22 protein-coding genes are annotated in these 13,089 nt (G+C 61.1%); all 22 read right to left on the reverse strand.

All coding sequences use genetic code 11. The features are described from left to right. Nucleotides 1-174: 174 nt before the first annotated feature. Nucleotides 175-1,542: a class II 3-deoxy-7-phosphoheptulonate synthase gene (locus tag ACVOLR_RS09640; RefSeq protein WP_481536267.1), complete on the reverse strand. Its 1,368-nt coding sequence runs from the start codon at nucleotides 1,540-1,542 to the stop codon at nucleotides 175-177. Nucleotides 1,543-1,570: 28 nt separating this feature from the next. Further along, the gene (locus tag ACVOLR_RS09645) at nucleotides 1,571-2,086 is read right to left on the reverse strand and encodes a disulfide bond formation protein B (RefSeq protein WP_481536268.1); all 516 of its coding nucleotides are present in this window, start codon (nucleotides 2,084-2,086) and stop codon (nucleotides 1,571-1,573) included. Nucleotides 2,087-2,231: 145 nt separating this feature from the next. Further along, nucleotides 2,232-2,618, reverse strand: coding sequence for a 50S ribosomal protein L17 (gene rplQ / locus ACVOLR_RS09650; RefSeq protein ID WP_303749039.1), 387 nt, complete (start codon nucleotides 2,616-2,618; stop codon nucleotides 2,232-2,234). 194 nt (nucleotides 2,619-2,812) lie between these two features. After that, complete coding sequence (locus tag ACVOLR_RS09655; protein ID WP_481530580.1) at nucleotides 2,813-3,811, reverse strand: DNA-directed RNA polymerase subunit alpha; 999 nt, start codon at nucleotides 3,809-3,811, stop codon at nucleotides 2,813-2,815. Nucleotides 3,812-3,865: 54 nt separating this feature from the next. Next, complete coding sequence (gene rpsD, locus ACVOLR_RS09660; RefSeq protein ID WP_057629607.1) at nucleotides 3,866-4,495, reverse strand: 30S ribosomal protein S4; 630 nt, start codon at nucleotides 4,493-4,495, stop codon at nucleotides 3,866-3,868. 14 nt (nucleotides 4,496-4,509) lie between these two features. After that, nucleotides 4,510-4,902, reverse strand: coding sequence for a 30S ribosomal protein S11 (gene rpsK, locus ACVOLR_RS09665; protein ID WP_057629606.1), 393 nt, complete (start codon nucleotides 4,900-4,902; stop codon nucleotides 4,510-4,512). Nucleotides 4,903-4,914: 12 nt separating this feature from the next. Further along, nucleotides 4,915-5,271: a 30S ribosomal protein S13 gene (gene rpsM / locus ACVOLR_RS09670; RefSeq protein ID WP_057633111.1), complete on the reverse strand. Its 357-nt coding sequence runs from the start codon at nucleotides 5,269-5,271 to the stop codon at nucleotides 4,915-4,917. A gap of 347 nt (nucleotides 5,272-5,618) precedes the next feature. Further along, on the reverse strand, nucleotides 5,619-6,974 hold the full coding sequence (gene secY / locus ACVOLR_RS09675; protein ID WP_481536269.1) for a preprotein translocase subunit SecY: 1,356 nt from the start codon (nucleotides 6,972-6,974) through the stop codon (nucleotides 5,619-5,621). 7 nt (nucleotides 6,975-6,981) lie between these two features. Continuing rightward, nucleotides 6,982-7,425 (reverse strand): 50S ribosomal protein L15, encoded by a 444-nt coding sequence (gene rplO, locus ACVOLR_RS09680; protein WP_481516750.1) that lies wholly within the window; start codon nucleotides 7,423-7,425, stop codon nucleotides 6,982-6,984. Nucleotides 7,426-7,431: 6 nt separating this feature from the next. Then, nucleotides 7,432-7,623, reverse strand: a complete 192-nt coding sequence (rpmD, locus tag ACVOLR_RS09685) for a 50S ribosomal protein L30 (RefSeq protein WP_481513035.1) — start codon at nucleotides 7,621-7,623, stop codon at nucleotides 7,432-7,434. Next, nucleotides 7,616-8,158: a 30S ribosomal protein S5 gene (rpsE, locus tag ACVOLR_RS09690; RefSeq protein ID WP_057629601.1), complete on the reverse strand. Its 543-nt coding sequence runs from the start codon at nucleotides 8,156-8,158 to the stop codon at nucleotides 7,616-7,618. Before rpsE ends, rpmD begins: the two co-directional genes overlap by 8 nt. Before the next feature lie 162 nt (nucleotides 8,159-8,320). Beyond that, the gene (gene rplR / locus ACVOLR_RS09695) at nucleotides 8,321-8,674 is read right to left on the reverse strand and encodes a 50S ribosomal protein L18 (protein ID WP_303749035.1); all 354 of its coding nucleotides are present in this window, start codon (nucleotides 8,672-8,674) and stop codon (nucleotides 8,321-8,323) included. Between the two features lie 33 nt (nucleotides 8,675-8,707). After that, complete coding sequence (rplF, locus tag ACVOLR_RS09700) at nucleotides 8,708-9,235, reverse strand: 50S ribosomal protein L6 (protein ID WP_481536270.1); 528 nt, start codon at nucleotides 9,233-9,235, stop codon at nucleotides 8,708-8,710. Nucleotides 9,236-9,250: 15 nt separating this feature from the next. Beyond that, complete coding sequence (gene rpsH, locus ACVOLR_RS09705) at nucleotides 9,251-9,649, reverse strand: 30S ribosomal protein S8 (RefSeq protein ID WP_481513036.1); 399 nt, start codon at nucleotides 9,647-9,649, stop codon at nucleotides 9,251-9,253. Between the two features lie 215 nt (nucleotides 9,650-9,864). After that, nucleotides 9,865-10,170, reverse strand: a complete 306-nt coding sequence (rpsN, locus tag ACVOLR_RS09710; protein WP_481513037.1) for a 30S ribosomal protein S14 — start codon at nucleotides 10,168-10,170, stop codon at nucleotides 9,865-9,867. 18 nt (nucleotides 10,171-10,188) lie between these two features. Further along, entirely contained in the window at nucleotides 10,189-10,731 is a 543-nt protein-coding gene (gene rplE / locus ACVOLR_RS09715) for a 50S ribosomal protein L5 (protein ID WP_057629596.1), read from the reverse strand. Between the two features lie 10 nt (nucleotides 10,732-10,741). Then, the gene (gene rplX / locus ACVOLR_RS09720) at nucleotides 10,742-11,059 is read right to left on the reverse strand and encodes a 50S ribosomal protein L24 (RefSeq protein ID WP_017355416.1); all 318 of its coding nucleotides are present in this window, start codon (nucleotides 11,057-11,059) and stop codon (nucleotides 10,742-10,744) included. Nucleotides 11,060-11,075: 16 nt separating this feature from the next. Continuing rightward, a complete protein-coding gene (gene rplN, locus ACVOLR_RS09725; RefSeq protein WP_019186153.1) occupies nucleotides 11,076-11,444 on the reverse strand; it encodes a 50S ribosomal protein L14 in 369 nt (122 codons plus the stop codon). A 13-nt stretch (nucleotides 11,445-11,457) separates the two neighbouring features. After that, nucleotides 11,458-11,727, reverse strand: coding sequence for a 30S ribosomal protein S17 (gene rpsQ / locus ACVOLR_RS09730; protein ID WP_481516752.1), 270 nt, complete (start codon nucleotides 11,725-11,727; stop codon nucleotides 11,458-11,460). Nucleotides 11,728-11,738: 11 nt separating this feature from the next. After that, the gene (gene rpmC / locus ACVOLR_RS09735) at nucleotides 11,739-11,924 is read right to left on the reverse strand and encodes a 50S ribosomal protein L29 (protein WP_054657204.1); all 186 of its coding nucleotides are present in this window, start codon (nucleotides 11,922-11,924) and stop codon (nucleotides 11,739-11,741) included. Further along, the gene (gene rplP / locus ACVOLR_RS09740; protein ID WP_282270271.1) at nucleotides 11,924-12,337 is read right to left on the reverse strand and encodes a 50S ribosomal protein L16; all 414 of its coding nucleotides are present in this window, start codon (nucleotides 12,335-12,337) and stop codon (nucleotides 11,924-11,926) included. Before rplP ends, rpmC begins: the two co-directional genes overlap by 1 nt. Before the next feature lie 5 nt (nucleotides 12,338-12,342). Next, nucleotides 12,343-13,077, reverse strand: coding sequence for a 30S ribosomal protein S3 (rpsC, locus tag ACVOLR_RS09745; protein ID WP_057629592.1), 735 nt, complete (start codon nucleotides 13,075-13,077; stop codon nucleotides 12,343-12,345). Between the last annotated feature and the right edge of the window lie 12 nt (nucleotides 13,078-13,089).

Here is a 13,089-nt window from a genome sequence, read left to right on the forward strand (position 1 = left end):
GGTCGCGCGTCGCGGTGCTGGCGTGGGGCCGGAGGTGTGCGGGCGGCGGGGGCGGGGGGGCTATCGCGCTCGCCGGCGCCCCCCGCCCCCGCGCGCGCCCCCCCCACTACAGGTGACGCCCTGCCGGTAACGCCTCTGCCGAGCGTGGCTCGGCACTACAGACAGGTGCGGCCGTCAGCCTTGCTTGCGGACGATCGCCATCGCGATCTCCAGCGACTGCTCGTAGTTCAGGCGCGGGTCGACGCTGGAACGGTAGGCACGCTCCAGATCGCGCTCAGTGAGCTCACGGGCGCCGCCCGTGCATTCGGTGACATCTTCGCCGGTTAGCTCCAGGTGCACGCCACCCAGGCGCGTGCCGGCCGCTGCGTGGAGGTCGAAGGACATCTCAACCTCGCTACGGATGTTGTCAAAACGCCGGGTCTTATAGCCGTTGCTGGTGCTCTCGGTATTTCCGTGCATGGCGTCGCAGACCCACAGCACACGGCGACCATCGCGCTTGATCGCATCCAGCAGCGGCGGCAGCTTATCGGCGATCTGCGCCGCACCCATGCGATGGATGAAGCTCAGCCGGCCCGGTTCGTCTTCGGGATTCAGTACATCGATCAAACGCAGCAGCTGATCCGGCTGCACCGACGGCCCCACCTTGATCGCAATCGGGTTACGTACGCCGCGCAGGTACTCGACGTGTGCGCCATCCAGCGCCGCGGTACGCATGCCGATCCACGGGTAATGCGTGCTCAGGTTGAACCAGCCGCTCTGGCGCGGCACCTGCCGGGTCAGCGCCTGCTCGTACGGCAGCAGCAATGCCTCGTGCGAGGTGTAGAAGTCCACGCGGTTGAGGTTGTGCACCTGCGAGCCCGACAAGGTCTCCATGAAGCGCACCGCGTCACCAATCGAGACCACCATCTTCTGGTACTCCTCGGCCAGCGGCGAGCAGCGCATCCACGCCAGGTTCCAGTACTCGGGGTGATGCAGGTCGGCGAAGCCACCATCGATCAGCGCACGCACGAAGTTCATCGTCAGCGCCGAGCGCGAGTGCGCGGTGATCATCCGCTGCGGGTCGGGCACGCGAGCAGCTTCGGTGAACGCAGGCGCATTGATCACGTCGCCGCGATAGCTGGGCAAGGTCACTCCGTCGCGGGTTTCGGTATCAGCCGAACGCGGCTTGGCGTACTGGCCGGCAAAGCGGCCAACGCGGATCACCGGCATGCGCAGGCCGTGCACCATCACCAGGCTCATCTGCAGCAGCACCTTGAGCCGGTTGGAAATCGTCCCCGATTCGCAATCTACGAAGTTCTCCGCACAGTCACCGCCCTGCAGCAGGAAACGCTTGCCTTCCTGCGCCTCGGCCAGCTGCTGCTTGAGCGCGAAGATCTCCCACGAGGTCACCAGCGGCGGCAGCTGCCGCAACTCGCCCAGCGCCGCCTCCAGCGCCTGCGCATCAGGATAGGTCGGCATCTGCAGCGCGGGCTTGCCACGCCAGCTATCCGGCGCCCAGCTGCTGGTGGTGGCGACGGATGACGGGGAGGAAGAAGCGTTCATGCAGATACCAGTTGAAGAAGTGAAAGAGTCAGATCAAACGTTTTTTACGTGTCCGCAGGCCGGCATACAGCGCCCAACCCGCAAGCAGTACAAACCACACCAGGCTCCACATCGGCATGCTCAGGCCGAGGAAGGTCCAGTCGATGTTGCCGCAGTCACCGGTACCGGTCAGCACGGTGCGGAACACTTCGAACGGGCCCATGGTTTCGGCGAGGAAGCTAAGCGGCGGACCGCAACTGCTGCCAAGGTCCTTCGGCAACAACTGTACGTAGACATGGCGCCCGGCGATGCCGATGCCCACCAAAGCTGCCAGGAACGTCAAGACGCCATAGCCGGCACGGCCGCCGCGACTGGACGGCCCGTGCAGCGCACCGAGCAGGAACAGCACGCCTACGGCTGCAAATGCGATGCGTTGGTAGATGCACAGCGGGCACGGCTCCAGCCCCATCTGGATCTGCATGTAGATCGCAAATGCGAGCAGGCCAGCACAGGTCAGCAAGCCCAGCAGGCACTGCGCGCGAAAACTCCAACGCAAAGGGTTCATCGCAACTTTCCGGATTGAACAATGCAACAAGAGTAACAGGCCCTCCCCGCGCGATCAGCAGTGATGGCAGCTGTAACCACATAAACAAAAAAGCCCGGCGTTGGCCGGGCTTCTCTTGCATCCGTCGATGGACGGAAGCGTGCGATTACTCGCCGACTTCTTCCGCAACGGCGACCGGACGGTCAACCAGTTCAACGTAGGCCATCGGAGCGTTATCGCCAGCGCGGAAACCGCACTTCAGCAGGCGCAGGTAGCCGCCCGGACGGTTGGCGTAGCGCGGGCCCAGGATGGTGAACAGGACGCCTACGGCTTCCTTGTCACGCAGGCGGGCGAACGCCAGACGACGGTTGGCAACCGAATCAACCTTGGCCAGGGTGATCAGCGGCTCGGCAACGCGGCGCAGTTCCTTGGCCTTCGGCAGGGTGGTCTTGATCAGCTGGTGCTTGAACAGCGACGCAGCCATGTTCTTGAACATTGCTTCGCGGTGGGCGCTGGTACGGTTGAACTTGCGGCCCGACTTCATATGACGCATGGGTGTATTCCTTGGTTAATGGTGAGACGTTGGACATCGTTGTCGCCATCCTGGCGTTGAAAGTGGACTGCGGATGGTCCTGGTCGCCCGTCCTGGACGACCGGCATTGCGGCGTTGTTTAACCGTCAATGCGGGTACTGCTGAAACAATATTCCCCCGCATGGTCGCCCATGCGGGGGAACAGGTATTACTTATCAGCCGAGCATGCCGTGAGCGGCGACACCGGCCGGCGGCCAGTTCTCCAGCTTCATGCCGAGCGACAAACCGCGCTGGGCCAGCACTTCCTTGATCTCGGTCAGCGACTTCTTGCCGAGGTTCGGGGTCTTGAGCAGTTCAACTTCGGTCTTCTGGATCAGATCGCCGATGTAGTAAATGCTCTCAGCCTTGAGGCAGTTGGCCGAACGCACGGTCAGCTCCAGGTCGTCGATCGGGCGCAGCAGCACCGGATCCACGCCGTTGTTGGCCGGCTTGGCCGCACCGCGGTCGCGGTGGGTGAAATCACCGAACACCGACAGCTGATCGCTGAGGATGTCGGCCGCAGTGCGGACAGCTTCCTCGGCATCGATCGTGCCGTTGGTTTCGATATCAATGACCAGCTTGTCCAGATCGGTACGCTGTTCGACGCGAGCGGCTTCCACCGCATAAGCGACGCGGCGGACCGGCGAGAACGAAGCGTCCAGCACCAGACGACCAATCGCACGCGATTCTTCGTCCGGACGACGACGTGCGGCAGCCGGCTGGTAGCCGAAACCGCGCTCGACCTTCAGACGCATGTTGATCGACGTATCTTTGGTCAGGTTGCAGATCACATGGTCGCCGTTGATCACTTCGACGTTGTGGTCAACCTTGATGTCGGCAGCGGTGACAACACCCGGACCCTGCTTGGACAGGGAAACGGTGGCGCTGTCGCCGGTGTGCATACGGATCGCCACGTCTTTCAGGTTCAGCAGGACGTCAAGCACGTCTTCCTGCAGGCCTTCCAGAGTGGTGTACTCGTGCAACACGCCGTCGATCTCGACTTCGGTAATGGCGAAGCCCGGGATGGACGACAGCAGCACGCGACGCAGGGCGTTGCCCAGCGTATGCCCGTAACCACGCTCCAAAGGCTCGATCACGACCTTGGCGCGGGTCTCGGTAAGGCGTTCGATCTGCGGACCGCGAGGACGCAGAACCTGGTTTGCGGTAACCGTCATGTTGCGGGTTCTCCTGCGAACCTCCGGTGCAACCCGGAGGTTCTCCATTGTGAATTACTTCGAATACAACTCGACGATCAGCGCTTCGTTGATATCCGCAGGCAGGTCCGCACGATCCGGCACAGCCTTGAAGACGCCACTGAACTTCTTCGAATCGACTTCGACCCACGACGGGCTGAGGTCATGCTGTTCGGCAACGACCAGGGCTTCCTGGACGCGCAGCTGCTTGGCAGCCTTTTCAGACAGCGCAATCGCGTCGCCGGCCTTGATCTGGTACGAAGCCAGGTTGACCGACTTGCCGTTGACCGTGACACCGCGGTGCGAGACCAGCTGACGAGCAGCCGGACGGGTCACTGCGAAGCCCATGCGGTAGACGACGTTGTCCAGACGGGTTTCCAACAACTGCAGCAGGTTCTCGCCGGTGTTGCCCTTCTTGGTCGAGGCCTTCTTGTAGTAGTTGCGGAACTGACGCTCCAGCAGACCGTAGATACGCTTGACCTTCTGCTTTTCGCGCAGCTGGGTAGCGTAGTCGGACAGCTTGCCCTTACGGGCAGTGGCGCCGTGCTGGCCGGGCTTCTGCTCCAGCTTGCACTTGGAATCCAACGCGCGGGCCGGGCTCTTCAGAGAGAGGTCGGCGCCTTCGCGGCGGGCGAGCTTACAGGTAGGACCGATATAACGAGCCATTTCTTATCGCTCCTTTAGACGCGACGCTTCTTCGGCGGACGGCACCCGTTGTGCGGGATTGGCGTCACGTCGATGATGTTGGTGATCTTATAGCCGACGTTGTTCAACGAACGTACGGCCGACTCACGGCCCGGACCCGGACCCTTGATGCGGACTTCCAGCGACTTCAAGCCGTAATCCAGCGCAGCCTTGCCAGCCTTTTCGGCGGCAACCTGAGCAGCAAACGGAGTCGACTTACGCGAACCACGGAAGCCAGCGCCACCGGAGGTCGCCCAGGACAGTGCATTGCCCTGGCGGTCGGTGATGGTCACGATGGTGTTGTTGAACGAAGCGTGGACGTGGGCAACGCCATCAGTGATGACGCGCTTGATCTTCTTCTTGGTTTTTGCAGCAGCGGGCTTAGCCATTTCTTAGGTCCCTTACTTCCTGATCGCCTTGCGCGGACCCTTACGGGTGCGGGCGTTGGTACGGGTACGCTGGCCACGCAGCGGCAGACCGCGACGATGACGCAGGCCGCGGTAGCAACCCAGGTCCATCAGACGCTTGATTGCGATACCGATTTCGCGGCGCAGATCGCCTTCGACAATGTACTTGCCGACTTCGAGACGCAGACGCTCGATTTCCGGCTCCGACAAATCGCGGATCTTGGTGGTCGAAGCAACGCCTGCGACTTCGCAGACCTTCTTCGAACGGGTACGGCCGATGCCGTAAATGCTTTGCAACCCGACCCAGACATGCTTCTGGGCTGGCAGGTTGACGCCTGCAATACGCGCCATGACGCGGTTCTCCAGCTGAGTGATGGCCGAATACGCACCATGAGGCGCGCCAATCCGGCAGGATGGATCAAAAATGTGAACTAGCGATACTAACAAGGCTTCGGTTTGCTTGGAAGCCCGTGGAACATACAGTTCCACAAGCCCGGCGTGGGGAGTGTGCCCATGCTCCGGCGCCGGATGTGCCTGGCAAGGAGAGAGATCTCCAAGCCGCCCGCGCTACTCCCGCGCGGAACAACCACATCACACCCCCACCCGAAACCGCTGCAGGGGCCGCCCTTCTGTTTGGAAAGCCGCCCCGGGAACCGGAGCGGGTTTCTCGCTATGAAGCGGAAAGTATAACCGGTGAATCAGCCGCGTGCAAAACCGCCGCGGTTGCCGCCCTTCAGGTTGGCCTTCTTCAACAGGCTCTCGTACTGGTGCGACATCAGATGTGCCTGAACCTGCGCGATGAAATCCATCACCACCACCACCACGATCAGCAGCGAGGTGCCGCCGAAGTAGAAGGAAGCGTTGAGCTGGGTGCGCATGATTTCCGGCAGCAAGCAGACGATCACCAGGTACAGCGAACCAGCAGCCGTCAGACGGGTCAGCACGGCATCGATGTAGTCAGCGGTGGCCTTGCCCGGACGGATGCCCGGAATCAGCGCACCCGACTTCTTCAGGTTGTCAGCGGTTTCCTGCGAGTTGAACACCAGCGCGGTGTAAAAGAACGCAAAACCACTGATCAGCGCGGCGAACACGATCATGTGCAGCGGCTCGCCCGGACCCAGCGCGTTTGCCACCTTCTGCAACCACGTAGCCGAGCTGGCCTGACCGGACCACATCGCCAGCGTTGCCGGGAAGGCAAGGATGCTGGATGCGAAGATCGCCGGGATCACGCCTGCCATGTTGAGCTTCAACGGCAGGAACGAGGTCTGGTTCATATAGGCATTACGGCCACCCTGGCGGCGAGCGTAATTGACCGTTATACGGCGCTGACCGCGCTCCACGAACACCACGAAGTAGGTGAAAGCCAGCACCACCAGCACGATGATCAGCAACGAGATGAAGCTCATGTTGCCGTCACGGTAGGCTTCGACGGTGTGGATCACAGCAGCCGGCAAACCAGCCACGATGCCTGCGAAGATGATCAGCGACACACCGTTGCCGATGCCACGCTCAGTCACCTGCTCACCAACCCACATCAGGAAGATGGTGCCTGCGGTGAGCGCGATGATCGCGGTCAACACGAAGCCCATACCCGGGGCATACACCACCGGTGCGCCGCCCGGCGACACCTGGTTCTGCAGTGCCAGCGCGATACTGCCGCCCTGCACTACCGCCAGGAGCACCGCGCCAATGCGCGAATACTGGGTGATCTTGCGACGACCAGACTCACCTTCCTTCTGCATGGCCTTCAAGGCCGGGAAGATGTGGACCGCCAGCTGCATCACGATGGATGCCGAAATATACGGCATCACATTCAACGCGAAGATACTGAAACGGTGCAGGGCGCCGCCCGAGAACATGTTGAACATGTCCACGATGCCGCCGCCCTGCGCCTGCATCAGCGCAAGCATGGCCTCGGGATTGACGCCCGGCACCGGCACATAACAGCCGATGCGATAGACGAGCAATGCCCCAAGTACGAACAGGAGGCGCTGGCGAAGTTCAGTGAACTTGCCTGCCCCTGCCGCGAGGTTACCGATGCCAGCTTGCGCCATGTTCCAGTTACTCCTGTACGCTGCCGCCGGCAGCTTCGATCGCGGCCTTGGCGCCGGCAGTAGCAGCAATACCCTTCAGGGTGAATGCCTTGCTCAGCTCGCCCTTGAAGACGACCTTGGCCTTCTTCGCGGTCGACGGGATCAGCTTGGCTGCACGCAGTGCGGCCAGGTCGATCTCACCAGCTTCCAGGCGATCAAGGTGGTAGGACAGCACTTCTGCAGTGTCCTTGGCCTTGTGCGAGAAGAAGCCGATCTTCGGCAGACGACGCTGCATCGGGGTCTGGCCGCCTTCGAAGCCAGCCTTGATCTTGCCGCCGCCCTTACGAGCGAACGAACCCTTGTGGCCGCGGCCGCAGGTCTTGCCCAGACCGGAGCCGATGCCGCGACCGACGCGGGTGCGCACGGTACGAGCGCCCGGTGCCGGGCTCAGTTCATTGAGACGCATAGTCATGGTCGATTACTCCTCAACCTGGACGAGGTACTGAACCTTGTTGATCAGACCGCGAACCTGCGGGCTGTCTTTCAGTTCACGCACATCATTGAGCTTGTTCAGGCCCAGGGCACGCACCGACAGGCGGTGACGCGACTGGGTGCCACGCAGGCCGCGCACGAGGCGCACCTTGACGGTCTTGGCGACTTCATTAGCCATGGTTCAGATCCTCCACCTTCTTGCCGCGCTTGGCAGCAATACGGGCCGGGGACTGTGCACCTGCCAGACCCTTCAGGGTGGCACGGACCAGGTTGATCGGGTTACGCGAACCCACAGCCTTGGCCAGCACGTTCTTGACGCCAACGGCTTCCAGCACGGCGCGCATGGCACCGCCGGCGATGACGCCAGTACCTTCCGAAGCCGGCTGCATGAACACGCGAGCTGCGCCGTGACCATCCTTGATGGTGTGCCACAACGTGCCGTTGTTCAGATCAACGCTGACCTGGTTCTTGCGAGCCTGCTCCATCGACTTCTGGATGGCGACCGGCACTTCGCGTGCCTTGCCGTAACCGAAGCCAACCTTGCCTTCGCCATCACCGACCACGGTCAGTGCGGTGAAGGTGAACTGGCGACCGCCCTTGACGGTCTTGCTGACGCGGTTGACCGCGACCAGCTTTTCGATCATGCCGTCGTCGACTTTCTCTTCGCGGTTACGGTCGCGATCGCGACCCCGCTGCTGACGCTCTTCTGCCATTTCGATTCCTTGATTGATTGGGTTATGTACGGCTCGAAGCCGCTTATGGTTGTGTAGTGACGCAATGAATCGCCAGACGCTGCAGAAGAACGAAGGGCGCCCGGTACAAACCCGTACCGGCAGGCAGGCGGAAAGGGGCCAAAGGCCCCTTTCCCGTATTGCTTAGAACTGCAGGCCGCCTTCGCGGGCAGCATCAGCAAGAGCCTTGATGCGACCGTGGTAGCGGTAGCCCGAGCGGTCGAAAGCGACCTTCTCGATACCGGCAGCCTTGGCGCGCTCTGCAATCAGCTTGCCAACCTTGGTGGCGGCTTCCATGTTCTTGCCGCTCTTCAGGCCTTCCTTGACGTCGGCCTGTGCGGTGTTGGCAGCAGCCAGCACCAGCGAACCGTCGGCAGTGAAGATCTGTGCGTACAGGTGCTGACCGGTGCGCAGGACCGACAAGCGCGCAACACCCAGGGTACGGATGTGCGAACGGGTCGACTTGGCGCGACGCAGACGGGCGATGTTCTTGTTCATGTTCTTTATCCTCGAAAGCTGAAAACCTAAGAATTAGGCCTTCTTGGCTTCCTTGCGAATGATGACTTCACCGGCGTACTTCACACCCTTGCCCTTATAGGGCTCCGGCGGACGGAAGCCACGGATCTTGGCGGCAACTTCACCAACAACCTGCTTGTCCACGCCCTGCACGACGATTTCAGTCTGCGTCGGGGTCGAGATGGTGATGCCTTCCGGCGCCACGAACAGGACAGGATGGGAGAAGCCCAGCGACAGGTTCAGGTCCTTGCCCTGCATGGCAGCGCGGTAACCCACGCCGACCAGCTCAAGCTTGCGCTCGAAGCCTTCGGACACGCCCTGCACCATGTTGGCCAGGATCGCACGCACGGTGCCGGCCAGCGCGTCGAAGGAGATGTCCTTCGGGCTCAGCGTGGCAACGCCGTTGTCGAGAGTGATTTCAACGCCAGCGGTCTTGTTCAGCGACAAGGTGCCCTTCGGGCCCTTCACGCTCACAACTTCCGGCTGGATGGTCAGTTCAACGCCCTTGGGCAGGTTGATCGGCTTCTTGGCTACACGGGACATAGTGGACTCCTTCCCTTAGGCCACGAAGCACAGGACTTCGCCGCCGACGCCCAACTGGCGCGCCTGCGCATCAGTCATGATGCCCTTGGAGGTGGAAATGATCGAAATACCCAGGCCATTCATGACCTTCGGCAGCTCGGACTTGCCACGGTACTGGCGCAGACCCGAACGCGAGAAGCGCTTCAGGGTCGCGATGACCGGCTTGCCTTCGAAATACTTCAGGACGATTTCGAGCTCGGCCTTGTTGTTTTCGATGTTGTTGACGCGCAGGTCAGTGATGTAACCCTCGTCCTTCAGGACCTGGGCAATAGCCACCTTGACCTTGGACGACGGGGCTTTCACCGTCTGCTTGCCAACCGCGGCCGCATTTCGAATGCGTACCAGCAGGTCGGCGATGGGATCAGTCATGCTCATGTAGATACCTTTGAGTGCACCGATATCCGCTTTCGCGAAAATCTTGTGTTTTCCTGGGATGGGCCAGGGCCCTTGACGCACCTGCCGCCTGTTTCGGGCAGGCAAGGAGCGGGATTATACGACAAAAAGCCCGACTTGCGTCGGACTTTTTGTTTTTCCTTCAGGTTGCCCTTCCGGCGGCCGGATCGGGCCTTGCGGCCCGACCCGGTTGTTACTTACCAGCTTGCCTTGCGCAGGCCCGGCACGTCACCGCGCATGGTGGCTTCGCGCAGCTTGTTGCGGCCCAGGCCGAACTTGCTGTACACGCCACGCGGACGGCCCGACAGTTCGCAACGGTTGCGATGGCGGCTCGGCGACGAATCGCGCGGCAGCTTCGACAACTTGATCACGGCTTCAGCCTTCTCTTCGTAGCTCGCGTCCACCGAGGACACGATCTTCTTCAGAGCTGCACGCTTGTCGGCGAACTTCAGAGCCAGCTTCTTCCGCTTGATGTCGCGGTTGACCATTGAGGTCTTTGCCATTTCGGTATCCTCGACGAATCAGTTACGGAACGGGAACTTGAACGCTGCGAGCAGCGCCTTCGCTTCCGCATCGGTCTTGGCGGTGGTGGTGATGGCGATATCCATACCGCGGATCGCGTCGACGGCGTCGAAGTCGATTTCCGGGAAGATGATCTGTTCCTTCACACCCATGTTGAAGTTACCACGACCGTCGAACGAACGACCCGACACGCCGCGGAAGTCACGCACGCGCGGCAGCGAGATGTTGATCAGGCGATCCAGGAACTCAAACATGGTGTCACGACGCAGCGTGACCTTGCAGCCGATCGGCCAACCATCACGGATCTTGAACGATGCCACCGAGACGCGCGACTTGGTGATGACCGGCTTCTGGCCGGTGATCTTGGTCATGTCGCCAACGGCGTTCTCAAGAACCTTCTTGTTGGTCGCAGCTTCACCAACGCCCATGTTCAAGGTGACCTTGACCAGACGCGGGACCTGCATCGGATTGGTGTAACCGAACTGCTTGGTCAGCGCCGGTACCACTTCTTCCTTGTAAAACTTTTCGAGACGTGAATTCATCGGTCAGTCCTTAGGCGTCGAGCGCCTCACCGCTGGAGCGGAACACACGCAGTTTGCGTCCATCCTCCAGCACCTTGAAGCCAACGCGCTCGCCCTTGCCCGAAGCCGGGTTCAGCACATTCACGTTGGAGATATGGATCGACGCTTCACGCTCGACCACGCCGCCGGCAACGCCTGCCTGCGGGTTCGGCTTGGTGTGGCGCTTGACGATGTTCACGTTGGCGACGATCACACGATCGCCGTCGACGCGGACGACTTCGCCCTGCTTGCCCTTGTCCTTGCCGGTGTTGACGACGACCTGGTCGCCCTTCTTGATACGGTTAGCCATGATTATCTCCTGGCGCTCACAGAACTTCGGGAGCGAGCGAGACGATCTTCATGAACTTCTCGGAACGAAGTTCACGGGTCACCGGTCCGAAGATGCGGGTGCCGATCGGCTCTTGCTTGTTGTTGAGCAGGACCGCAGCGTTGCCGTCGAAACGGATCAGCGAGCCATCGGCGCGACGCACACCCTTACGGGTACGCACCACGACGGCGTCATACACTTCACCCTTCTTGACTTTGCCGCGCGGGATTGCGTCCTTCACGGTGACCTTGATGATGTCGCCGATGTGGGCATAACGGCGCTTGGAACCACCAAGCACCTTGATGCACATCAGTTCCTTGGCACCGGAATTGTCCGCAGCATCAAGGTAGCTCTGCATCTGGATCATGAGTCAGATCTCCTTATTCAGCCGCACGCGTGATGACTTCCACCACGCGCCAGTTCTTGGTCTTGGACATCGGAGCAATCTCGGTCACACGAACGACATCACCTTCTTTACAGGTGTTGTCGGCGTCGTGTGCGTGCAGCTTGGACGAGCGCTTGATGTACTTGCCGTACAACGGGTGCTTGACCTGGCGCTCCACCAACACGGTGACCGTCTTGTCCATCTTGTTGCTGACGACACGGCCTTCGACCGTGCGCAGCGTCTTCTTTTCAGTATTTTCGCTCATAGCAGCCATCCTTACTTCGTGCTGCCGATCAGGTGCTTGACGCGAGCAATCTCGCGACGCACCCGGCGGGTTTCGTGGGTCTTCGGCAGCTGGCCGGTGACCTGCTGCATACGGAGCGAGAACTGCTCCTTACGCAGGTCGGTCAGGTGGGCCTTGAGTTCGTCAGCCGACTTCTCGCGGAGTTGTTTGATGTCCATCAGCGCACCGTCCGGGTTACGAAAGTGGTGGTCACCGAGAGCTTGGCAGCGGCCAGGCGGAACGCCTCGCGTGCCACTTCCTCGGTCACACCCTCGACTTCATAAATCATGCGGCCCGGCTGGATCTGAGCGACCCAGTATTCCACGCCACCCTTACCAGCACCCATTCGGACTTCGATGGGCTTCTTGGTGATCGGCTTGTCGGGGAACACACGGATCCACATCTTGCCACCGCGCTTGACGTAGCGGCTGATCGAGCGGCGAGCCGCTTCGATCTGACGCGCGGTCAGCTGACCGTGGGCAGTAGCCTTCAGGCCGAACTCGCCGAAGCTGACGGCGTTGGCGCTCCAGCTCAGGCCGTCATTGCGGCCCTTGAACATCTTGCGGTATTTGGTTCGCTTGGGTTGCAACATTGCCGTTACCTCGCTTCACGAGCCGGGCGCGACGGACGGTCACCGCGGTCGCCGCGATCGTTACGATCGTTGCGCGGGCTGTCGTCCTGCTTTTCCTGGCCAACCTGGGAGAAATCAAAGACTTCACCCTTGTAGATCCAAACCTTGATGCCGATGATGCCGTAGGTGGTGCTGGCTTCAGCGAAACCGTAGTCGATATCCGCACGCAGGGTGTGCAACGGCACGCGGCCTTCGCGGTACCACTCCGAACGGGCGATTTCAGCGCCGTTCAAGCGGCCGCCGACGTTGACCTTGATGCCCAGGGCACCCAGGCGCATCGCGTTGCCGACCGAGCGCTTCATTGCACGGCGGAACATGATGCGGCGCTCCAGCTGCTGCGCGATCGACTCGGCAACCAGCTGTGCGTCCAACTCCGGCTTGCGCACTTCGGTGACGTTGATGTGCGCCGGGACGCCCATCATTTCGCTCACTTCCTTACGCAGCTTTTCGATGTCCTCACCACGCTTGCCGATCACCACGCCCGGACGGGCGGTGTGGATCGTCACGCGAGCCGTCTTTGCCGGACGCTCGATGAGGATCTTGGAGATACCGGCCTGAGCAAGCTTCTTGCGCAGCATCTCGCGAACTTTCAGGTCGGCTGCCAGGTAACCAGCAAACTCGGCCTTGTTGGCGTACCACTTGGAGTTCCAGTCCTTGGAAATACCGAGGCGGATACCAACCGGATGAACTTTATGACCCATGGTCTTTATCCT

This window comes from Stenotrophomonas sp. STEN030, assembly GCF_056759995.1.